General features: G+C 74.8%; 17 protein-coding genes and 1 pseudogene. 9 read left to right on the top strand and 9 right to left on the bottom strand.

The features are described from left to right. The first annotated feature begins 164 nt into the window (after nucleotides 1-164). Entirely contained in the window at nucleotides 165-3,893 is a 3,729-nt protein-coding gene (locus tag EJG53_RS32590; RefSeq protein WP_125047939.1) for a DNA polymerase III subunit alpha, read from the top strand. Beyond that, nucleotides 3,890-4,966 (top strand): DNA polymerase Y family protein, encoded by a 1,077-nt coding sequence (locus tag EJG53_RS32595; protein ID WP_174856493.1) that lies wholly within the window; start codon nucleotides 3,890-3,892, stop codon nucleotides 4,964-4,966. The genes EJG53_RS32590 and EJG53_RS32595 overlap by 4 nt, the downstream gene beginning before the upstream one ends. Here the strand turns inward: EJG53_RS32595 and EJG53_RS32600 are convergent. Together EJG53_RS32600 and EJG53_RS32605 are read right to left on the bottom strand one after the other, a co-directional pair. Next, complete coding sequence (locus EJG53_RS32600; protein ID WP_244955433.1) at nucleotides 4,930-5,586, bottom strand: pyridoxamine 5'-phosphate oxidase family protein; 657 nt, start codon at nucleotides 5,584-5,586, stop codon at nucleotides 4,930-4,932. The genes EJG53_RS32595 and EJG53_RS32600 overlap by 37 nt on opposite strands. A 398-nt stretch (nucleotides 5,587-5,984) precedes the next feature. Further along, entirely contained in the window at nucleotides 5,985-7,001 is a 1,017-nt protein-coding gene (locus tag EJG53_RS32605; RefSeq protein WP_125047940.1) for a lytic polysaccharide monooxygenase, read from the bottom strand. A 321-nt stretch (nucleotides 7,002-7,322) separates the two neighbouring features. Between EJG53_RS32605 and EJG53_RS32610 the strand changes: the two genes are divergently transcribed. The 4 genes from EJG53_RS32610 (at nucleotide 7,323) to EJG53_RS32625 (ending at nucleotide 13,816) form a co-directional block, all read left to right on the top strand. Next, complete coding sequence (locus tag EJG53_RS32610; protein WP_174856494.1) at nucleotides 7,323-8,603, top strand: ATP-grasp domain-containing protein; 1,281 nt, start codon at nucleotides 7,323-7,325, stop codon at nucleotides 8,601-8,603. 119 nt (nucleotides 8,604-8,722) lie between these two features. Then, the gene (locus EJG53_RS32615; protein ID WP_125047941.1) at nucleotides 8,723-10,603 is read left to right on the top strand and encodes an IucA/IucC family protein; all 1,881 of its coding nucleotides are present in this window, start codon (nucleotides 8,723-8,725) and stop codon (nucleotides 10,601-10,603) included. A gap of 163 nt (nucleotides 10,604-10,766) precedes the next feature. Further along, nucleotides 10,767-12,551 (top strand): IucA/IucC family protein, encoded by a 1,785-nt coding sequence (locus EJG53_RS32620; protein ID WP_125047942.1) that lies wholly within the window; start codon nucleotides 10,767-10,769, stop codon nucleotides 12,549-12,551. Next, a complete protein-coding gene (locus EJG53_RS32625; protein WP_244955434.1) occupies nucleotides 12,548-13,816 on the top strand; it encodes a type III PLP-dependent enzyme in 1,269 nt (422 codons plus the stop codon). The genes EJG53_RS32620 and EJG53_RS32625 overlap by 4 nt, the downstream gene beginning before the upstream one ends. A gap of 5 nt (nucleotides 13,817-13,821) precedes the next feature. On the opposite strand, the gene EJG53_RS32630 is transcribed toward EJG53_RS32625, so the two are convergent. The 5 genes from EJG53_RS32630 to EJG53_RS32650 all read right to left on the bottom strand — a co-directional run bounded on the left by EJG53_RS32630 (nucleotide 13,822) and on the right by EJG53_RS32650 (nucleotide 17,051). Continuing rightward, the gene (locus EJG53_RS32630; protein ID WP_125047943.1) at nucleotides 13,822-14,196 is read right to left on the bottom strand and encodes a hypothetical protein; all 375 of its coding nucleotides are present in this window, start codon (nucleotides 14,194-14,196) and stop codon (nucleotides 13,822-13,824) included. A gap of 50 nt (nucleotides 14,197-14,246) precedes the next feature. Next, complete coding sequence (locus EJG53_RS32635; protein WP_031009208.1) at nucleotides 14,247-14,645, bottom strand: roadblock/LC7 domain-containing protein; 399 nt, start codon at nucleotides 14,643-14,645, stop codon at nucleotides 14,247-14,249. Between the two features lie 76 nt (nucleotides 14,646-14,721). Beyond that, nucleotides 14,722-15,534 (bottom strand): transcriptional regulator, encoded by an 813-nt coding sequence (locus tag EJG53_RS32640; RefSeq protein WP_174856495.1) that lies wholly within the window; start codon nucleotides 15,532-15,534, stop codon nucleotides 14,722-14,724. After that, nucleotides 15,531-15,920, bottom strand: coding sequence for a hypothetical protein (locus EJG53_RS32645; protein WP_125047944.1), 390 nt, complete (start codon nucleotides 15,918-15,920; stop codon nucleotides 15,531-15,533). Before EJG53_RS32645 ends, EJG53_RS32640 begins: the two co-directional genes overlap by 4 nt. Nucleotides 15,921-16,121: 201 nt before the next feature. Beyond that, nucleotides 16,122-17,051: a GNAT family N-acetyltransferase gene (locus tag EJG53_RS32650; RefSeq protein WP_125047945.1), complete on the bottom strand. Its 930-nt coding sequence runs from the start codon at nucleotides 17,049-17,051 to the stop codon at nucleotides 16,122-16,124. 216 nt (nucleotides 17,052-17,267) lie between these two features. Between EJG53_RS32650 and EJG53_RS32655 the strand changes: the two genes are divergently transcribed. Together EJG53_RS32655 and EJG53_RS32660 are read left to right on the top strand one after the other, a co-directional pair. Then, a complete protein-coding gene (locus EJG53_RS32655; protein WP_125047946.1) occupies nucleotides 17,268-17,666 on the top strand; it encodes a GntR family transcriptional regulator in 399 nt (132 codons plus the stop codon). 199 nt (nucleotides 17,667-17,865) lie between these two features. Continuing rightward, entirely contained in the window at nucleotides 17,866-18,090 is a 225-nt protein-coding gene (locus EJG53_RS32660) for a VOC family protein (protein ID WP_371858818.1), read from the top strand. 34 nt (nucleotides 18,091-18,124) lie between these two features. Here EJG53_RS32660 and EJG53_RS32665 read toward each other — a convergent pair whose 3' ends face one another. Together EJG53_RS32665 and EJG53_RS32670 are read right to left on the bottom strand one after the other, a co-directional pair. Continuing rightward, nucleotides 18,125-18,481, bottom strand: a complete 357-nt coding sequence (locus EJG53_RS32665; protein WP_125047947.1) for a hypothetical protein — start codon at nucleotides 18,479-18,481, stop codon at nucleotides 18,125-18,127. A gap of 108 nt (nucleotides 18,482-18,589) precedes the next feature. Next, nucleotides 18,590-19,701: pseudogene (locus EJG53_RS32670) on the bottom strand (DUF5925 domain-containing protein). A 155-nt stretch (nucleotides 19,702-19,856) separates the two neighbouring features. Between EJG53_RS32670 and EJG53_RS32675 the strand changes: the two are divergent. Then, nucleotides 19,857-21,284: a glycoside hydrolase family protein gene (locus tag EJG53_RS32675; RefSeq protein WP_125047948.1), complete on the top strand. Its 1,428-nt coding sequence runs from the start codon at nucleotides 19,857-19,859 to the stop codon at nucleotides 21,282-21,284. Nucleotide 21,285: the final 1 nt, after the last annotated feature.

Here is a 21,285-nt window from a genome sequence, read left to right on the forward strand (position 1 = left end):
ATCTTCGCAGGGCGGGCGGGCTGATCGGGGCGGGGGAGTGTGCGGGGTGGGCGGAGGCGGGCGCTGTTCGAATTTCGTACGACTGTTCGAGAAAAGAGTTATGGTGGATCCGCGACGGGGGACGCAGCAACGGTCAGGGGGTGTACGAGCGGCAGGAGGCGCGGATGCCACGGTTCACGCATCTGCACACCGCCTCGGGGTTCTCCCTGCGGTACGGCGCCGCCCACCCGGAACGGCTCGTCGAGCGCGCCGCCGAGCGCGGCATGGACGCCCTCGCCCTGACCGACCGGGACGGCCTCGCCGGAGCCGTCCGCTTCGCCAAGGCGGCGGCCGCGGCCGGTGTCCGCCCGCTGTTCGGCACGGAGCTGGCGGTCGCCCCGCCCGAGGACGGCCGTACGGTACCGGGCGCCGCTCCGGGGACGGCCCGGCAGCGCGGCCCGGTGCGCGGCGGCGCCTTCGTCGACGAGTCGGCGGCCCGCGCCGTCTTCCTGGCCCGGGACGGCGCCGCCGGATGGGCCATGCTGTGCCGCCTGGTCTCGGCCGCGCACGCGGCCTCCCTGCCGGGCGACTCCGCCAAGCCCGTACTGACCTGGACCGCCCTCACCGAAGCGGTACGCGCCGGAGCGCCGGACGCGGTCACCGTCCTGCTCGGGCCCGACTCCGAGCCCGGCCGCGCGCTGGCCGCCGGGCGCCCCGACCGCGCCGCCCGGCTCCTCGCCCCCTGGCGCGAGCTGTTCGGTGACGCGCTGCGCCTGGAGGTCGTCGACCACGGCCGTACCGGCACCGGCCCCGGCTCGCTGCGCCTCGCCGCCCGCACCCTCGGCTTCGCCGTCGAACACGGCGTACGCGCCGTACTGACCAACGCCGTCCGCTACGCCGACCCCGGCCAGGGCCCGGTCGCCGACGTCCTGGACTCCGCCCGCCGCCTGATGCCGGTGGACCGGCACCGCCCGGAGGCGCGAGACAGCGGCGAGCGGTGGCTCAAGGACGCGAACGTGATGGCCCGCGCCGCCGAGCGGATCGCCGAGGCGGCCGGCCTCGGGCGCGGCACCGCGCGGCGGCTGCTGGAGATGACCGAGGAGACGGCCGCGCGGTGCCGGGTCGACCCGGAGGACGACATCGGGCTGGGCACCGTGCACTTCCCTGAACCCCGCCTGGTCGGCGCCGCGCGCCGCACCGCCGGACGGGTGCTGCGCTCACGCTGCGCCGCCGGGATGGTGCTGCGCGGCTACGACCGGCGCCGCGCGTACTGGGAGCGGATGGACCACGAACTGGACATCATCGAACACCACGGCTTCGCCTCGTACTTCCTCACCGTGGCCCAGGTCGTCGAGGACACCAGGGACCTGGGCATCCGGGTCACCGCGCGCGGCTCCGGCGCGGGCTCGCTGGTCAACCACCTGCTGGGCATCGCGCACGCCGACCCGGTCGAACAGCGGCTGCTGATGGAGCGCTTCCTGTCCAAGCGCCGCGCGGTGCTGCCCGACATCGACATCGACGTGGAGTCCGCGCGCCGCCTGGAGGTCTACCGCGCGATCTTCGACCGGTTCGGCACCGAGCGGGTCGCCACCGTCGCCATGCCCGAGACCTACCGGGTCCGGCACGCCGTACGGGACGTGGGCGCCGCCCTGGGCATGGACCCGGCCGAGGTGGACCGGCTGGCCAAGGCGTTCCCGCACATCCGGGCGCGCGACGCCCGCGCGGCCCTCGCCGAGCTGCCGGAGCTGCGCGGCGTGGACGCGGAGCGGTACGGGCCGATGTGGGACCTGGTCGAGGCGCTGGACGCGCTGCCGCGCGGTATCGCCATGCACCCGTGCGGGGTGCTGCTCTCGGACGCCTCGCTGCTGGACCGCACGCCCGTCGTGCCGACCCGCGGCGAGATCCCGCACCGGGACGGCGTGGGCGGCTCCCCGCTGCCGATGTCGCAGTTCGACAAGGAGGACGTGGAGGAGATGGGGCTGCTCAAGCTGGACGTGCTGGGCGTACGGATGCAGTCCGCGATGGCGCACGCGACCGCCGAGATCGGCCGCGCCACCGGCCGTACCGTCGACCTCGACGACCCGGCGCAGGTGCCGCCCGGCGACCCCGCCACGTACGGCCTGATCCGCTCCACCGAGACGCTCGGCTGCTTCCAGATCGAGTCGCCGGGCCAGCGCGACCTGGTCGGCCGGCTCCAGCCCGCCACCTTTCACGACCTGGTGGTCGACATCTCGCTGTTCCGGCCCGGACCGGTGTCGGCCGACATGGTGCGGCCCTTCATCGAGGCCCGGCACGGCCGCAGGCCCGCCCGCTACCCGCACCCGGACCTGGAGGAGCCGCTGCGCGAGACCTACGGCGTGGTCGTCTTCCACGAGCAGATCATCGAGATCCTGCGGATCATGACCGGCTGCGACCGGGGCGAGGCGGACGAGAAGCGGCGCGCGCTGTCCAAGCCGGAGGTGCAGGGGCAGGTACGCGCCTGGTTCGTGGAGCGGACCGGGCGGCGGGGGTACACCCCCGAGGTGATCGAACGCACCTGGGAGATCGTCGAGGCGTTCGGCTCGTACGGCTTCTGCAAGGCGCACGCGGTCGCCTTCGCGGTGCCGACGTACCAGTCCGCCTGGCTCAAGGCGCACCATCCGGCGGCCTTCTACGCCGGGCTGCTCACCCACGACCCGGGGATGTACCCGAAGCGGCTGCTGCTGGCGGACGCGCGGCGGCGCGGGGTGCCGGTGCTGCCGCTGGACGTGAACCGGTCGGCGGTCGCTCATCGAATCGAACTGGTGTCTGATGGAGGTGAGGGGAGCGGTCCGGCGGTCTGGGGGCTGCGGCTCGCCCTCGCCGACGTGCACGGCATGAGCGAGGCCGAGGCCCGGCGCATCGAGGACGGGCAGCCCTACTCCTCGCTCCCCGACCTGTGGCAGCGGGCCCGCCCCAGCCGCCCGGTGGCCGAACGCCTCGCCCGGGTGGGCGCGCTGGACGCCTTCGGCGCCAACCGGCGCGACCTGCTGCTGCACCTCGCCGAACTGCACGGACGGCAGCGGGGCGTGGCCGAGGGGCAACTGCCCCTGGACGCGGGGGACGGCGCCGCCGCGCCCGTCGAGGCGGTCGAACCGGCCGGGCTGCCCGACCTGACCGACGTCGAGAAGCTCAGCGCCGAACTGGGCGTCCTCGGCATGGACACCACCCGGCACCTGATGAGCGACCACCGGGAGTTCCTCGCGGAGCTGGGGGCGGTGCCGGCCAAGCGGCTGCGCGAGGTGGAGCACGGGGAGACGGTGCTGGTCGCCGGGGCCAAGGCGGCCACCCAGACCCCGCCGATCCGCTCCGGCCGCCGGGTCATCTTCACCACCCTCGACGACAGTACGGGCCTGGTCGACTGCGCCTTCTTCGACGATTCCCACGAGGCGTGCGCGCACACCGTCTTCCACTCCTGGCTGCTGCTCGTACGGGGCACGGTGCAACGGCGCGGGGCGCGCAGCTTCAGTGTGGTCGGCGCCGCCGCCTGGAACCTCGCCGAGCTGGCCGAACTGCGGCGCGAGGGTGGGCTGGAAGCGGTCACCGCGCGCCTCGCCGAAGAGGGCCGGGCGGGGGCGGAGCAGGCCGGTCCGGTGGAGGGCGGAGTGGCGGATGGCGCGCCGATGGACGGCGGTCCGGTAGGCGGCGGGGTGCCGCGCCGGGTGCACAGTGAACCGGGCCGTGCGGGCTCGGCGGCGGCCGAGGCGACCTGGGCGGCGGACCGGGCTCCGGCACCGGCCGCCGCGTCCGGGGCCGGAGCGGACCCGGCGGCCGGCCGTACCATCCGGCTGGAGACCGGCTACGAGCTGCACCCCTGGGCCGACCTCCGCCCGGCGGGCGAAGGCGCCGCCACCGGGCGCAAGCTGTGGCACGCCAGCCCGGGGAGCGCGGGATGACCGGCCGGGGCGGGGCGGCCGCCGGGGCCGGGGCCTCTGCCGAGATGCTGTACGTACGGTTCCGCGCCGCCGGTGACGGCGGCCCGGACGGAGACCGGGGAGCCCCGCCCGGCGAGGAGACCTACGAACAACTCCTGCGGCTGCTCGGCCAGTTCACGCCGGTGATCGAGGCGCTGCCGCCGGACGCCGCGCTGGCCGACGTACGGGGAGCGCTGCGCTACTTCGAACGGGACGCCGCCGGCATCGCCGAACTGATCCGGCTGCGGGCGCTGGCCTGGTACGGCGTGCGGTGCACCATCGGTGTCGCCGGCAACCCGCTGCTCGCGCGGATGGCGGCGCAGGGCGCCGCGCCCGGTGAGGTGCGCCGGGTCCCCGGGGACGCCGTCGCGGACTTCCTCGACCGCAAACCGGCCGCCGCCCTGCACGGCGTCGGACCGGCGACCGCGCGCGCCCTGTGCGCGTACGGGCTGGACAGCGTCGGGCGGATCGCCGCCGCGCCGCCCGCGACCCTGCAGCGCATCCTCGGCGCGAAGGCGGGCCGGGCGGTGTACGACAAGGCCCGCGGGATCGACCCGAGTCCGGTCACCCCGAACGCCGCCGCCCGCTCGATCGGCGCCGAACACCGCTTCGCGCACGACGAACTGGACCCGGACCGGCGGCGGCGCGCGCTGCTCTCGCTCGCGGACGACCTCGGCGCCCGGCTGCGCGGCAGCGGCCGGGCGGCCCGCGCGCTCACCCTCACCGTGCGCTACGCCGACCGTTCCACGACGACGCGCACCCGGCGGCTGCCCGAACCGACCGCGCACGGGCCCGCGCTGACGGACGCGGCATACGCGCTGCACGCGGCGCTCGGGCTGCAACGGGCGCGCGTCCGGTCCGTGGCGCTGCGGGCGGAGGACCTGTGCCGCGCCGAACTCGCCGCCCGGCAACTGACGTTCGACCCGGCCGAGGACAAGGCGCGCCGCATCGAGGCCGCCGTGGACCGGGCGCGGGAGCGCTTCGGCGAGGCGGCGGTCCGGCCCGCGGCGAAGCTCGCTCAGCCGTACAGCCGTTCCGCGTACCGCGGGCCGTAGTGCTCCTCCAACTGCTCCAGCGGGGTGTCGGGGACCTCGACACCCTTGGCTATGCGGGCCCGTGACGGCACCGCGTCGGGCCGCCAGCTCTCCGGCTGCCACATCCGGGAGCGCAGGAACGCCTTGGAGCAGTGGTAGAAGACCTCGTCGATCTCGACGAGCAGCACCAGCCGGGGGCGGTTGCCCCGGACGACCATGGCGTCGAAGAACGGGGCGTCGCGTAGGATACGGGCGCGGCCGTTGATGCGCAGGGTGTCGCCGCGGCCCGGGACGACGTAGTCCAGCCCGACCTGCGGGTTGGCGAGGATGTTGCGGAAGCCGTCCACCCGCTTGTTGCCGGGGCGGTCCGGTATCGCGATCGTCGTGTCGTCCAGCACCGTGGTGAAACCGGCGGGGTCGCCCTTGGGGGAGACGTCGCACCGTCCCTCGGCGTCCGACGTGGCCACGTAACAGAACGGCGCGTGGGCCAGCCACTGCCGGTCCAGGTCGTGCAGCCGGTCGCGCACCTTGAACAGCGCGTGGTCGTTCGGCTCGCCGACCAGCTCCCGCAGCTCGCGCTCGGACGCGACCTCCGTGACCTGCCGGGCCCCGTCGGCCCCTGCCCACTCCCTCGTCGCCACGGCGCTCCCCCTCATCGTCAAGGTCAACTCCCTTGACTGTACGGGACACCACCGACAACCGCCTGAAGCGGCGAATTTCCGGGATTCCTCCGGCGGAACGGGAATCTCCACCGTGTGGCCCGTCGCTGAGAGATGACACGACGTGGGAAGCGCCACGGCCGCGCGCGCCTGCCGTGCTGTCACGCCGCACCACAGGGGAGTGCGGCGCGGCAGCGGGGCGCGCGAGGCGCCGCCGCCCCCTGAGGTGAAGGAGAAGGGGGCGGCGGCGCCGGTGTGGGGGTGCCCCCGCGAGGGCAGTGGGGGATGACCTCGCGGGGGGCCTGCGGGGCCAGTGGGGGATGGCCTCACAGGGCGGGCCCTGTGTGTGGGGGGAGGGCCCTGGGGAGGAAGCGTGTGGGTCAGCCGCGCTGTCGGGCGGCCTTGCGGCGCGCGCTCACGAGCAGGACCGAGGCGCCCAGCGCCACGACGGCCGCGCCGCCGACGGCCATCGGCGCGGTCGAGCCGTCGCCGCCGGTCTCCGCGAGGTGGCTGCCGGCCGCCTGCTGTGCACCGGCCTGCTTCGGGTCCACCTCCTTGGCCGCACCGCCGTTGGGGTGCGCCGCGTTCCCCGCGGAGGCGTCCGGTGCCTTGCCGGTGTCCCCGGCAGCCTGAGCGCCGCCGTGCGCGCCGTGGCTGCCGTGGTGCATGTGGTCGATGGTCGACTTGCCCGCTTCGGCGGCGATCTGCCGGTCGCTCGGCGCGGCCGGGGCCGACACCGCCGCGCCCTTGCCCGTACCGCCGCCCTTGCCGAAGACGACGTCCGAGCAGGTGTAGAACGCCTCGGGGCTGTCCGAGCGCTGCCAGATGCTGTAGATCAGGTGGCGGCCGGACTTGGCGGGCACCTTGCCGCCGAAGACGTAGTCGCCGTTGGTCAGCTTCGGGTTCGTGACCTTGGCGAACGGCTTGGCCTCCAGGTCGGACCACTTGAGCGGCTTGGCGGGGTCGTAGCCGTCCTTGGTGATGTACAGCTCGAAGGAGCCGCGGTGCGGGGCGGTCGCCTTGTACCGGAAGGTGTGGTCGCCCGCCTTCAGGTTCGTGGCCGGCCAGTCGGCCCGCGGCAGGTCCAGGCCCTTGTACTCGGGGGCGTTGGCGCTGCACAGCTTGCCGTCCGGGATGCGCTCCTTCGACCGGCCGCCCGCATTGCCGTCCCGTACGCCGTTCCAGTCGTACAGGGCCTGGGTGCCGCCGGCCGCGACCATCGCCTTGCAGGCCGCGGACTTCGGGTGCTCGGGTCCCTCGGCGAAGCAGGCGGAGATCCGGCTGACCGGGTCGGTCATCGAGCCGTGGGCGACGGCCGGGGTCGCGGTGAGCGCGGTGAGCGCCAGCGGGGCGATGCCGGTCAGCGCGATCCCGGCTGCCGTGCGGCGAGCGGTCATCGTGGGGGTCTCCTTCGTCGGATCGGGGGAGCGGCACCGGACGGACGCTCGGCCCGGGCGGTGCGATCAGCACGCTAGCCCCGCTGAACTGCGCATTTCGGTCCGGAAGCCGGTTCGCGTTGATCTTTATGGCCCGCTTAAGGGAGACCTGAGGAGGGATTAAGACCTCGGGGTCGCAGGCGCGGGGCGAGGGGGCGAGGGCGCAAAAAGGGCAGGGGAAGGGGAGGGGTAAGGGTCCGGGAGGGACTGCGGAGGGGGCGACACGGCGGCGGTGTGACGCGAGTTGACAAGGTTAGGTATGCCTAACCTAATCTTGCGCGGGTGAACGAGGCCGCAACCCCGAACGACGCCTGCGCGGGCCTGATCCTCCTGGCCCGCAACCCCACCGACTCCGTCACGGAAGGCTTCCTGCCGGCCGCGGCCCGCCTCGGCCTCGCCGTGACGCTGCTGACCGACCAGCCGGACGCCCACCGCGCGGCGTACGAGCGGTACGCGTGCGAACGGCGCGGGGGCGGGCCGTCGGCGGGAGCCCTGCCCGGCAGGCTGGAGATCGTACCGTGCGACGTGCAGGACGTCCGCGCCGTGATCGCGCGAACCGCCGCACAGGCGGCACGCGTTGGGGCCCCTGCCGCGGTCTTCACCAACAGTGACCATCTCCAGGTCCAGGCCGCCTTGGCCGCCGACTACTTCGGGTTGCCCGGCAAGGACTGGCGGGCCGCGTTCCGCACGAAGAACAAGGCCGAACTGCGCCGCAGCCTGGCCGCCGCCGGACTGGACACCGTCCGCTCCGCCGAACTGGCGCCGGGCGACGACCCGGCCGGGCACGGCGTCCCGTACCCCGGTGTGCTCAAGCCGCGCGAAGGGGTGGCCGGCGAGGACGTCTTCCTGGTGGCGGACGACGCGGAACTGGCCACGCGGTGCGGCGAGATCCGGGCCAGGCGGCCCGGTGCCGCGCTGGTCCTGGAGGAGTACCTGGACGGCCCGCTGCACACCCTGGAAACCCTCGGCGACGGGCACGTACTGCACCCGCTGGCCTCGTTCCGTACGGACATCTCGCCGCCGCCGCACTTCATCGAGGAACGGCTGACCCTGCTCCCCGAACCGCCCGGCCCCCGCACCGGCCAGGTGCTGGAGCACTTACGCGCGCTCGGCGTCGGATTCGGCGCCTGCCACACGGAGTACGTGGATCAGGGCGGCCGGGCCCGGATCATCGAGGTCAACTACCGCGCCATCGGCGACCGGTGCGACCTCGCCCTCGCCGAAGCCCTGGACCTCCCGCTCTTCGAGCTGGTCCTCCGTACGCACCTGGGGGAGCCGCTGCCGGACGCCCTGGCCGTGCGGCGCGGCACGCGGGTGCGCATGGAGTACGTGTGCGCCGACCGGGACGGAACGCTCAAGGCGGCGCCGGAGGCACACGTACAGGAAGCGGACGGCGTCCGCCTCGACTACCGGCCCTTGCGTGAGACGGGCGAGCGGCACCCGCTGTACCGCACCAACCGGGACTTCCTCGGGGTGCTGCGGGCGACCGGCCGCGACGAAGGGCGAATCGACGCGGCCGTACGGGAGTTTCTGGCCGCCCACTGTTGGGAGATCGTGCCGTGACGGCGGTGGCGGGAGACGGCGTACCGGACACACTGCGGAGTGCGGCCCTGAAGGGCGGGCGCACGGAAAGGGACGCCCCGGAGGGCGGGGCTCCGGGGAGCGGAGCGGAAGAGGAGCTGATGCGGCGCGTGCTGAGCGCGCTGCTGCGCGAGGACGCGTACGGGCTGCGCCGCCGCGCCGGGACGGTGCGCCGCCCGGACGGCGACTGGCTGCGGCTGGGCCTCCCGGACGGGCCGGTCCTGGTCCCGGTCGAGGCCGACGGCTTCCAGTGCGAGACCGCCGCCCGCAGGGGCGAGCTGGCGCGCGCCGACGGGACACGGGTCACTGGGGTGGACAGCATCATGGGCGTACTGCGCACCGCCGTGCCGCCCGAGGACCGGCCGGGCTTCGACGCCTTCACCGGCGAGTGCCACCAGGCGCTGGCCACCGCCCGGATGCAGGCCGCCGAGCGCGCGTCGGTGATCGCCCGCCTCGGCCCGCACGCGGGCGGCGGCGCGTACGGCGGGAACAACGGGCATGGCGGGAACAACGGCGCGCCGGCCGGGGGAGTCCGCGGCACGGCGGCCGCCGCGTACGACGGCGACCGCGCCTGGTGCGGCCCCGGCGGCGCGCTCGACTACGACACGCTCGCCGCCTACCGCGACCACCCCGTCTACCCCACCGGACGGGCCCGCCTCGGCCTGGACGAGGAACAGATCCGCTCCTACGCACCGGAGTTCGCCCCCGGCTTCGCGCTGCGCTGGCTGGCCCTCCCGCGCGAGGCCGTCAACGGCGACCCGGCGGCGCTGCCCGCCTGGTGGCCCGCCCCCGGGGACCTCGGCCTGCCCCGGCTGGACGGCAGCCACCTCGCCCTGCCCGTCCACCCGCTCACCGCCGAAGGGCCGCTGGCCGAAGCGCTGCGCGTTCGCGGCCTCGAAGACGGCGCGCGGCTCGCCGACCGCGCCTGGCTGCGGGTACGGCCCACCCTCTCGATGCGGACCGTCGCCGTCACCGACGACCCGTACACCCACCTCAAACTCCCGCTCGCCACCGCCACCCTGGGCCGCCTCAACCGGCGCGGCATGAAGCCCGGCACGCTGGTGGACGGCGCGGTGGGCCAGCGGCTGCTGGAGACCGTCGTCGACCGGCACCCGCGCTTCGCCGAGACCGTGCTCCTCGCCGACGAGACCACCCACCTGGACGCCGGACACGACCTGCTGGCCACTCTGGTGCGCCGCTTCCCGAAGGGCAGCAGCGGTACGGCGGCGGTGTGCGGCAGCGCCGACGGGCTGAAGGGCGCGCGGAGCCTGCGCGGTCTGCGCGGGTCCAGCGGGCTGCGCGGCGCCCGGGTCGTGCCGCTGGCCGCGCTCGCCGCCCGGATGCCGGACGGCTCACTCGTCGCCGACGACCTCGCCCGCCGCTTCTACGGCGGCGACCTGCTCGCCCTTCTCGACGCTTACCTGACGCTCCTCCTGGACTGGCACACCACCCTCTTCGCGTACGGCATCGCGCTGGAGTCGCACCAGCAGAACACCTCCCTCGTCCTGGACGAGGTGGCCGGGCGCCCGCGCCTGCGCCTGCTGCTCAAGGACAACGACGGGCCGCGGGTGAACACCGTACGGCTGGCCGCCGTCCTGGGCGGGGACGCCGCCGACCTGTGCGGCTTCGACGACCGGCGCATCCTGGTGGGCGGCGACGCGCCGGTGGCCGACGTCTTCGCCACCATCACCGTCCACCTGTGCGCCGGGGCCCTCGCCTTCGAACTGGCCCGGCTCGGCCGCGCGCCGCTGCCGGTCCTGCTCGGGCAGCTCAGAGCGCGGCTCACAGAGGCCGTCGACCGGCTGGAAGCCGCCCCCGGCGCTGCCGCCGCCGTCCTGCGCCACCGCGTCCTGGACGCCGACCGGCTGCCGGTCAAGGCCATGGTCACGGCCGGCAGCCTGCTGTCGAAACGCCGGTCGGGGGCGTCGGACATCAACAAGTTCTACGTCACCGGGCCGAACTACCTGACGCCGGGCCGGTGACCGCCTCCCCGGTTCCGTGCCCGGTGCCCGGCGTGCCACCCGTCCGGGCCCACTGACGGGTCACAGGCCCGAAGGCCCCGGAGACACCCCCCACCGTCCCCCGTGTCCGGGCCCACACCCCCTCCCAGGTATCCGCTCCCCACCCCCTGTTGGAGTCCCCGCAATGCCCCTCGCCCCCTCCCGCACCACCGGCACGGACGACCGCACGCTCCCCCTCACGGCCGACGAACCCGTCGCCCACACCCTCCTCAACTGCCTGCTGCGCGAGATCTGCGGCCCGGAACGGCAGACCGCCGTGTCCGGTACGCACCTGCTGCTCCGGCTGCCGCGCTGCGGCGAACTCCTGCGGGTCGGCCTGCGCCGCGTCTCGCTCACCGGGGCGCACCGCTTCACCGGCCCGGCCGGGCGGTGGCGCGACGGCGGCTGGCACACACTGGGCTGGGAGGAACTGGCCGCGTGCGCGCAGCGGGAGCTGGAGCTGCGGACGGGCGTACGGAACGAAGAATTCCGGGCGCAGGTCGCGTCGAGCCACGCGGGCGTCGCCGCCGCCCTGGAACACGCCGCCGCCCCCGGCCGGGCGGGCAGCCGGGGCACCGGCCCGCACGCCCGCTACCTGCGCTCCGAACAGTCGCTGCTGTTCGGCCACCGCTTCCACCCGACGCCCAAGTCCCGCACCGGCAGCCCCGCCGACTGGGCTCGCTACGCGCCCGAGGCCGGCGCCCGCTTCCCCCTGCGCCACCTGGCCGTACGCGCCGACCGGGTACGCGAGGAGGCCGCCACCCCCGCCGCCCTGACCGCGCTGGACCGGCAGGGCGAGGTGCCCGACGGCTACCGGCTGCTGCCCGCGCACCCCTGGCAGTACGCCATGCTCCGCGCGCACCCCGCCCTGCGGGACGCCGTACGGCGCGGCGACGTGCTCGACCTGGGGGAGCGCGGTGACGCCTTCGCGCCCACCGCGTCCGTCCGCACGCTCTACGACGGCCGGGACTTCCTCAAGTTCAGCCTCAACACCCGCATCACCAACTGCGTACGCAAGAACGCCGACTACGAACTGCGCGGCGCCGTCGCCCTCACCCGCCACCTGGAACCCGTCGCCACCGCCCTCGCCGCCCGCTTCCCCGGCTGCGACCTGCTGCGGGAGCCCGGCTACCGCACCGTGGACGTGGGCGACCGGGAGCTGGCCGAAGGGCTCGGCGTCATCGTCAGGGAAGGACTGGACGCACGGCTGCGGCCCGGCGTCACCCCGCTGCTGGCCGCCGCCGTCGCCGACGAACACCCGTCGAGCGACGCCCAGTTCGGCGAGCTGCTGCGCGGCGCCGACCCGGTGGCGGCGCTGGGCTGGTGGGACGCGTACCTCTCGCTGCTCGTACCGCCCGTGCTGGCCGCCTACTTCGACCACGGCGTGGTCCTCGAACCGCACCTCCAGAACGTCGTCCTCGGCGTCGACGCCCTCGGCATGCCCGTCCAGGCACTCTTCCGCGATCTGGAGGGCACCAAGCTGCTGCCCGGCCCGCACACCGCGTTCCTCGACAGCCTGCCAGGGGACGTGGCCCGGCCCCTCGTCCACGGACCGCGGCGCGGCTGGGGCCGGGTCGTCTACTGCCTGCTGGTCAACCACCTCTCCGAGACGGCCGCCGCCGTCGCCGACCGGCATCCGGGGCTGGAGGGCGAACTCTGGCGCGCCGTACGCGGAGTGCTGCGCGAACGGAGCGCCGCACACGGCGAACCGGCCGAACTCCGTGCCCTGCTGGCCGGCGCGCCGCTGCCCGCCAAGGCCAACCTGCTGACGCGGTGGGGACGCGCGGCGGACCGGGAGGCGGGGTACGTGCACATCACCTCGCCCGTCGGCCCCGGCACGGCGAGCGGTACGGTGTCCGACGGCCTGGCCGCGCCCCGCTCGCGCGCCGCATCGCGGGCCGCTTTCCCCCGTCCCCGGAGCACCTCATGATCACCGAGCTGGCCGCGCGCCAGGTGGACCTCCTCACGGCCGGACACCCGTGCCCCGGCGGCGCACTCGACGGCCCGCTGCCCGCCTACGTCTACGACTTGTCCGACCTGGACGCCCACGCGGCCGCCGTACGGGCCGCGCTGCCGCCCGCCGTCGAGCTGTACTACGCGGCCAAGGCCAACCCGGACCCGCATCTGCTGCGGACCCTGGCCCCGTACATCGACGGCTGCGAGGTCTCCTCGGCTGGCGAGGCCGCCCACGTCCGCGCGGCCGTGCCCGCGCTGCCGCTGGCCTTCGGCGGGCCGGGGAAGACCGAGGCGGAACTGCGGGCCGCCCTCGACCTGGGCGTCGAACGCTTCCACCTGGAGAGCGAGCACGAACTGCGGATGCTCGCCGCCCTCGCCGGGGAGACCGGCCGGACCGCCGACGTGCTGCTCCGCGTCAACCTGCCGCTCGGCGCGGGTGTGACGGCGGGCGCCGCCCTCGCGATGGGCGGCCGGGCCACCCCCTTCGGCCTCGACCCGGCGCGCGCGGAACACTGCCTGCCGCTGCTCTGCGACGGGCCGCTGCGGCTGCGCGGCATCCACGCCCACCTGGCCAGCGGCCTGGACGCGCCCGCCCAACTGGTCCTCGCCGCCCGCATCACCGAATGGGCCCGGCACTTCGCCGCCCGGCACGGCCACTCCCTGTGCGAGGTCGGCCTCGGCGGCGGCATGGCGGTCGACTACACGCGTCCGGACACCCGTTTCGACTGGGCGGAGTACGGCACCGGGCTCGCCGAGCTGGCCGACCGCTACCCCGAGTTCACCCTGCGCATCGAGCCGGGCCGGGCGCTGACCGCCTACTGCGGCTGGTACGTGACCGAAGTCCTGGACGTCAAGCACAGCCACGGCGAAGCCTTCGCCGTACTGCGCGGAGGCACCCACCACCTGCGCACTCCGGTGGCCAAGGGGCACGACCACCCCTTCGTCGTCCTGCCCGTCGAGGAGTGGACCCGTCCCTGGCCGCGTCCGGGCGCACACGGGCAGGAGGTCACCCTCGCGGGGCAACTGTGCACCCCCAAGGACGTACTGGCGCGCCGGGTCCCGGTCGCCCACCTGCGCGCCGGCGACCGGGTCGCCTTCGCACTGGCCGGCGCGTACGCCTGGAACATCTCGCACCACGACTTCCTGATGCACCCGCCGCCGGCCTTCCACCACGTGGGTGGTCCGGCCGTCCCGGGCCCGCGGGGCGGCGCCGCTGCCCGTGCCCGGCGCCGCCCCTGACCGGGTCAGATGTCCAGTTCGCCTTCGATGCGCCGGAGCTGGTGCCGGGCCATGGCGAGGTTGGACCGCCCCTTGTCGAGCGCCAGATAGAGGAACAGGCCGCTGCTGTTACGGGACTTCAGCAGCCGGATGAGGTGGTACTGCGTGCCGAGGGTGATCAGGATGTCCTCGATCTCGTCCTTGAGGCCGAGCATCTCCATGGTGCGCACCTTGGCCCGCACGACGTCGGTGTTGCCGGCCGTGGCGACGGACAGGTCCAAATCCTTGCCGCCGCCCAGGGTGCCGAGCGCCATGCCGCTTCCGTAGTCGACCAGGGCCACGCCCAGGGCGCCTTCTATGCCGGTCATCGCTTCCTTGAGGGCCGTCTCAGTGTTGATCATGGGAGTCGTCCGTGCCTTTCGTCCGTGCGGGGAGCGGGGGGTGGTCCGGTTCATGGTCGGGTGTTCTCCTGTGGTCCCGGGGCGCCTTCGATCAGCGCGCCGATGCGGGTGCTGGACCGGCGCGCTTCCAGGCGCAGCCGGCCGACGTTGGCCTGCGGCGCGGTCACCAGGGCCAGCGCGGCCGAGGGGCCCGCGGTGTAGGCACCCACCCAGCCGTGGTCCGCGCGGACCAGGAGTTCGTGGGCGGTGCCGTGCCCGGCCGCCGCGGCCAGGTGCAGGGCGGCCCGCAGCGCGTCCGCGGTACGGGGCCCCAGGGGATGCTGGACGGTGCCGGAGACGTCCCTGGCCAGCACCCGGCCGTCGTCGTCCACGACCAGCGCTCCGGTCACCTGGGCGACGCAGGCCCGCAGTCGCTCCAGCTCACCGGTGAGCTCGGCCTCTGTCGCCATGACGTGCTTCCTTCCGAAGAGGCGACGCGCTACACGCTTCACGGCGGTGCTCCGCCGGCGACGGAGCGGGGTGACTTCACAGACGGGCCTCCAGTGCGTCACGGACGCGCCGCAGCAGGGCGACGTCGGGCGGGTCCGGGGGGCCCGGCGCCGGTGGGCGCCCGCCGCCCGGGTGGCCGGGCGGGCGGTCGTCGGACGGCGGTTCGGAGGGGCGGAGGACGAGCAGGCCCGCCACGGCGAGACGCCGCACCTCCAGGAGTACGTGGAAGGCCGGCCGCCCCAGTTCACGGGCGATGGCGGCGGGGGTACGCGTCCCGTCGGCGAGGGCCAGCACGGCTGCCAGACGTACCGGCACTCCGGGGCCCGTGGCCGGCCGGCGCAGGACGGGCGCGGTGTCGATCTCCGGTCCCGGCCACCGCCCGTCCAGCAGCCGTCTGCGCCGCCGCGTCTCGCGCAGCACCCGGTCCGCCGCCACGGAGCGCTGCCGGCCGCCGCCTTCCCGTACGAAGCCGTGCTGGAAACGGGACGGGCCGCTGCGCGGAGCCAGCGCGAAGAACGCGGCGTCGAAGAGCGCGGTCAGCCACCACACCTCGGCCTGACCCGGGGACAGCAAGCCCTCCTTGACCAGGCGGCAGGGCACGTGGTCGGGGATCCCCGCCCGTTCGAGCGCCTCGTCCCACACGGCGCGCGGCACCCGTCTCCCCGTGGTGAGCAGCACCTCCAGCCCGGGGGAGGCCGGGCTCTCGGCATGCACGACGCGGCCACTCACCAGGTAGAGCGTGCCGGGGCCGCACTGGAGCGCGCCGGTGGCGTGCGCCTCGGCCAGGCGCGACAGCATCGAGGGGCGCCGGGCCAGCGGCGCCGGTGCCACCGGCGGTGCGGTGCTCATGCCAGGGCCAACTGCCCGGCCACGCCCTCCAGGCGGAGACGGGCCAGCGCGAGGTTGCCGGAGGTGCGGTCGAGCCAGAGGTGCAGGAGCACGCTGTGGCCCGCGCCGGGGTCCACGAAGCGCACCAGGTGGTACCCGCTGCGGGTGGTGACGATCAGGTCCTCGACCGGCAGGGCGGGCACCGGAGCCGCGTTCTCGGCGAAGACGGCGGCCCCCATCACCAGCCGGGCCAGTTCGGCCGCTTCGGCGGCGGCCGCCTCGGCCCCGCCCGGGGCCCGCTCACCGACCGACTCCAGTGCGAACCCGCACGTCCAGTCCACGAGCGCGGCGCCCCGCGCCCCGGGCACGCTCATGGCCTCCAGCAGGCACACTTCGATACCGGGCACGCGAACTCCTCTCCTGACGCGCCGGTCGGCGCACCCGGCTTTGCGGGTGACGAGGAGGCTACGCAGACGGCCGGGCCCGCCAGGGGAACTGGCACTTTCCCGCGGAACTTGTTCCGCACCCACAGGAGTGCGCCCGGAGTTGTTCGGTTCCTGACAGGTTTCGGGTTCCGAAAGACGCCGCCCCCGTCGGCGCCGGGCACCCTACGGGTGCGACAGGTCCCGGACGCAGTGCCACTCGGCGGCGAACGGCCGGTATCCCAGCGCGGCGTTGACGGCGAGCATCGGGGCGTTCCCGGCGTCGTTGGCCGTGAAAGCCTCCGTGCAGCAGGCGTCCCGGGCCCGGCGCAGGGAGTCCGTCTTGGCGAGCCTGGCCAGCCCCCGGCCCCGATAGGCGCGGCGGGTGCCGGTCATCTGCGAGCCGTAGCGCCCCCGCCCGTCCGTGCCGGCCAGGCTGAACGACGCGATCTCCCCGTCGACCGTCACCACCGTCGTCAGGTCCAGATCGATGTCCGGCTGCTCCCAGGTGTGGACGATCCAGTCCTCGTACGTCATCGCGTCGACGGTCAGGTCGTCCGGCTCGTCCGCCGTGACCTCGGCGTCCGCCGCGAACAGCGGGCGGGGATCGGCACCGAAGTCGGCGGCGGTCCGCAGCTCCGTACCGGGCGGCAGGCTCGCGGGCAGCGGCGGCAGGACGGCGTGGACGAGGTCGAGGCGGAGGTGGCGGGCCAGGCGCAGGCGGCGGTAGCCGCGGCGTTCGGCGAACGCCAGCGAGCGCGGGTCGTCCCGCGGGTAGGCGTGCAGACGGGTGACCCCGAGGCCCGCCAGGTGGTCCTCCGCCGCGTCGAGCAGGGCGCGGCCCGCGCCCAGCCCGAGGTGTCCGCGATCCACCAGCAGCGCGACGACGCCCTGCCCGGCCGTACTGCTGTCGTGCCGGACGCTCGCCTTCACGACGCCGGCGATCCGGCCGCCGGCCTCGGCGACGAACACCCGCAACCGCCGGGCGGCGGGCGCCTCGGCGACTTCCCAGGCGACGGACTGCGGGGTCGAGATGCAGTAGGCCAGCGCCCGGCGCCGCAGCTCGCTGACGTCCCGGGCATCGGAGCGGTGGAAGGGCCGCACAGTGACAGTCATCAGCGGGACGGTACGCCCACCGCCCGGACGCCGCCTCCGAATATCCCGGGGCAGACACCACCGCACGGCCGGGCCGGAACGGCGCTGGCGGACCGGGCCCCGGTGTGCGTCCCGGCACGACATGTGCGGCCCTGCGGACACGGCGGGCGCCGCTGACGCACAATGGGGGCGACCCACCCCTGCGTCTCTCGCAACCCCCGTACCAGGAGCGCCACCGTGGCCGTCCAGCAAGCGCCGCCCCTGCGGCTGACCATCGACCCGGACGCGGCGGACGCGCCGTTCGAACAGGTCCGGGCCCAGATCGCCGGTCAGGCCCGGGCCGGCGGGCTGCCGGTCGGCCGCAAACTGCCCACCGTACGCGGCCTCGCCGAACAGCTCGGGCTGGCCGCCAACACCGTCGCCAAGGCCTACCGGGCCCTGGAGACGGACGGCGTGATCGAGACGCGGGGACGCAACGGCACCTTCGTCGCGGCGGCCGGCGAGGCGGCCGACAAGGAAGCCGCGGCGGCCGCCGCCTCCTACGCCCGGCGCGCCCGCCGCCTCGGCCTGGACCACGCCGCCGCCCGCACCGCCGTCACGGACGCCCTGCGCGCGGCCTACGGGGACGACGTATGACCGCCCTCGCCCGCGTCCAGTGCATCGCCCTGGACTGCCCCGACCCGATGCGGCTCGCCCGCTTCTACGCCGAGCTGCTCGGCGGCGAGATCAACCGCCCGACCTCCCTCTGGACCACCGACGACGACTGGACCACCCTGCACACCGAAAGCGGCACGGTCCTCGCCTTCCAGCGCGCCCCCGGCCACCGCCCGCCCCGCTGGCCGGACCCGGAGTCCCCCAGCAGTCCCACCTGGACCTCGGCGTGCACGACCTGGAAGCCGCGCACCGGCAGGTGCTCGCCGCGGGCGGCACCCTGCTCGACGCCACCCACGGCGACGGCCCGCACGGCTTCCGGGTCTACGCCGACCCCGCCGGGCACCCCTTCTGCCTCGTGCGGGAACGGCCCGGGGACGACCGGGCGCACGGGAAGAGCACGGCGTGACGGGCACCTGGGCACGCCCCGCCCCGCGCGTCGCTCAACGCAGCCAGGCGGGGTGGCCCTTGGGCCGGGGAAGGCCGGGGTACGGGGCCGGGTAGGCGACGCGCGTGACGATGTGGCAGTGGTTGCACCACCACAGGCAGCCGTCCGCGTCCACGTCGTCCCCTTCGCACGCCATGCAGGTGTCGCCCGCGACGTTGGCGGCCACGCCGCGGTGGTTGCCGTTGGCCATCCGCCGCTCGTACGCCGACCGTTCCGCCCCGTAGCAGCGCAGGCACAGCCCCTCGTTGAGGCCCGGCAGCTTCACCGTGTCCTGGCCGCACCGGCACAGCAGCACGCCGACATGGCGCGGGTCCAAGCCGACCGGTCCGCCGCGCGGCCTTCCTTGACTCATGCCGGAACCTCTCCCCTCAGCCGAGGCTCCCATCGTCCTCTCCGCCGCGCGCCGCCGCCGGACTTTGGGCAGATCAGCCGACGGGCAGCCCGGCCGGCGCCCCCGCCGCTACAGATACAGCCCCGCGTCCGCGCCCGAGTCCTGCGCCGGGACCGCCGCGGGGCCGGTGCCCCGGCGCAGCGCGTACAGCTCCGCCAGGGTCGCCCCGTCCCGGCCGACGCCGTCCTCCTTGCCCAGCCAGCGCACCGCTTCGGACCGGCTCAGCGGGCCCACCTCGATCCGGGCCATGCAGCGGCCGGGCCGTACCACCGCGGGGTGCATCCGTTCCAGGTCCTCGTTGGTCGTCACCCCGACCAGGACGTTGCGGCCCTGGCCCAGCAGCCCGTCCGTCAGGTTCAGCAGCCGGGACAGCGCCTGCCCCGCCGTGTGCTTGGCCTCGCCGCGGATCAGCTCGTCACAGTCCTCAAGCAGGAGCAGCCGCCAGCGGCCCTTGCCCGCCGCGTCGTCCTCGCCGATGGCGATGTCCATCAGGTAGCCGATGTCGTTGAAGAGGCGTTCCGGGTCCAGGACGCAGTCGACCTGGCACCAGTCGCGCCAGGAGCGGGCCAGGGTGCGCAGCGCGGAGGTCTTGCCCGTACCGGGCGGCCCGTGCAGCAACAGCAGCCGTCCGGAGATCTCCTCCGGCGCGACCTTCATCAGCCGGTCGAGGGCCTCGGCCACCGGCGCGGTGTAGTTGGGGCGGATCTCGTCCCAGGTGCCGGCGGAGATCTGCCGGGTGGTGCGGTGCGGGCCGCGCCGGGGGAGAGGTACCAGAAGCCCATCGAGACGTTCTCCGGCTGCGGCTCCGGCTCGTCCTCGGCGCCGTCGGCGGACTGGCCCAGCACCTTCTGGGCCAGTTCGTCGGTGGTGGCCGTGACGGTCACGTCCGCGCCGCGGTTCCACCGCGACACCAGCAGGGTGAAGCCGTCGCCCTCGGCGAGGGTCGCGCTGCGGTCCTCGTCGCGGGCCGAGCGCAGCACCTTGGCGCCGGGCGGCAGCAGCGTCAGACCGGATTTGACCCGGTCGACCGAGCGGCTGCGCGCGTACGGCTGCTCGCCGCTGGCGAACCGCCCGAGGAACAGGGCGTCGACGACATCGGACGGCGAATCGCTGTCGTCCATGTTCAGACGGATCGGGAGGGACTCCTCGGCGGGGGACGGCTGGACGCGGTCGGCACACATGACCACCATGATCCGGCAACAGCACCCGCCGCGTACACGGAATTTCCCCTGTCAACGGCTCTTTCTCCGAGAAGTCCGGCCGCAGGCGGACCGGCCCTGCGCACTTCCCGGGAAACCGGCCGTCCGGCCCGCGAAGCTGGCTAGGCTGGCCCGTTGTGGGACGTCATGGGGAACGTCACGGTGGGGGCCGGCACGGCGGTACGGGAGCGGCGCGGTCGCCGCACCCGGCGGACGGCGGGCGGGGCCGCAGGTTCCGCAACCGTTCCCGGGCCACCGCCCTGCTCGCGACGGGCGTGGCGGTGCTGGCCATGGCGCTGGCGATGTGCGGGTTCCCGCCGGAGGACGGCGCCGTCCGGCGGGCCGCCGGTTCGCCCGCCGCGCAGGTCGGCTGGGGTTTCACGCACACCGAGTACAGCGCGGACCGCGGGGAGGAGCAGGCCACCGCGAGCGCCGACCGGCTGCTGTCCGCCGACCCGATGCCGCAGAACCAGCACATCATGGGCTGGGGCGCGCAGAATCCCGAACCGAGCCCGGGGAAGTACGACTTCAAGGAGCTGGACAGCCGAGTCGACCTGATCCGCCGGACCGGCGGCACGCCCGTACTGACACTGTGCTGCGCCCCGGACTGGATGAAGGGCGGCCGGGCGGGCGAGACGGACTGGAGCCGGCTGGAGAAGGCGCCGAGCCCGGAGCACTACGCGGACTTCGCCGCGCTGGCCGGGACCATCGCCCGCCGCTACCCGGACATCCGGCACTTCATCGTCTGGAACGAGCTGAAGGGCTTCTTCGACGAGGCCAGGAACCGCTGGGACCACGAGGGCTACACCCGCCTGTACAACATGGTCTACCGGGAGCTGAAGAAGGCCGACAAGAACAACCTGGTGGGCGGCCCGTACGCGGTCATGGACAGCTACGCGCCCGGCGACGACACCTACGCCTCCGACGTCAAGGGCCCGTGGGGCAGCCTGGACCGGCGCACCGTCGACGCCGTCGAGTACTGGAACGAGCACAAGGCGGGCGCGGACTTCGTCGTCGTGGACGGCTCCAGCTACACCAAGGACGACACGTACGTCCCCGACGCGTTCACCGCCACCCGCAAGTTCGCCGACGTCGGGCGCTGGCTGCGGCGGACGACCGGCCTGCCGCTGTGGTGGGCGGAGTGGTACGTCGAGGTCGCCGACCGCAACGACGACCGCCGCGGCTGGAGCGAGCCGCGCCGCACCGCCACCCAGGCGAGCGCGCTGATCTCCATGGCCGAGGGCGGCGCCACCAGCGGCTTCTACTGGAACCCGCAGAACGAGGGCGCCGACTGCCCCGGCTGTCTGTGGCGCAGCACCGAACTCCGGGACGGCGGCGGCAAGCTGCCCATGATGGACCTGCTGTCCCGCTTCTCGCGCGCGTTCCCGCCCGGTACGTCCTACGAGCGGGTCGACGTGGCCGCGGCCGGCCGGGCGGACGTGCGCGTCCTGGGCGACGACGAGGACGTCCTGGTCGTCAACGTCCGTGACCGTCCCGTCCGGACGACGGTGGACGGCAAGCCCGTCACCCTGGACGCGTACGGCGTCCAGTGGCTGAAGCGCTGAC

It is taken from the genome of Streptomyces chrestomyceticus JCM 4735, assembly GCF_003865135.1.
Lineage (GTDB): Bacteria > Actinomycetota > Actinomycetes > Streptomycetales > Streptomycetaceae > Streptomyces > Streptomyces chrestomyceticus.

What these genes read in the sequence shown, in the direction of transcription:
- EJG53_RS32595 (WP_174856493.1), top strand. Translation starts at nt 3,890, where the DNA reads ATGACCGGCCGGGGCGGGGCGGCCGCCGGGGCCGGGGCCTCTGCCGAG.
- EJG53_RS32605 (WP_125047940.1), bottom strand. Translation starts at nt 7,001, where the DNA reads ATGACCGCTCGCCGCACGGCAGCCGGGATCGCGCTGACCGGCATCGCC.
- EJG53_RS32625 (WP_244955434.1), top strand. Translation starts at nt 12,548, where the DNA reads ATGATCACCGAGCTGGCCGCGCGCCAGGTGGACCTCCTCACGGCCGGA.
- EJG53_RS32620 (WP_125047942.1), top strand. Translation starts at nt 10,767, where the DNA reads ATGCCCCTCGCCCCCTCCCGCACCACCGGCACGGACGACCGCACGCTC.
- EJG53_RS32615 (WP_125047941.1), top strand. Translation starts at nt 8,723, where the DNA reads ATGCGGCGCGTGCTGAGCGCGCTGCTGCGCGAGGACGCGTACGGGCTG.
- EJG53_RS32590 (WP_125047939.1), top strand. Translation starts at nt 165, where the DNA reads ATGCCACGGTTCACGCATCTGCACACCGCCTCGGGGTTCTCCCTGCGG.
- EJG53_RS32640 (WP_174856495.1), bottom strand. Translation starts at nt 15,534, where the DNA reads ATGAGCACCGCACCGCCGGTGGCACCGGCGCCGCTGGCCCGGCGCCCC.
- EJG53_RS32650 (WP_125047945.1), bottom strand. Translation starts at nt 17,051, where the DNA reads ATGACTGTCACTGTGCGGCCCTTCCACCGCTCCGATGCCCGGGACGTC.
- EJG53_RS32630 (WP_125047943.1), bottom strand. Translation starts at nt 14,196, where the DNA reads ATGATCAACACTGAGACGGCCCTCAAGGAAGCGATGACCGGCATAGAA.
- EJG53_RS32665 (WP_125047947.1), bottom strand. Translation starts at nt 18,481, where the DNA reads ATGAGTCAAGGAAGGCCGCGCGGCGGACCGGTCGGCTTGGACCCGCGC.
- EJG53_RS32635 (WP_031009208.1), bottom strand. Translation starts at nt 14,645, where the DNA reads ATGGCGACAGAGGCCGAGCTCACCGGTGAGCTGGAGCGACTGCGGGCC.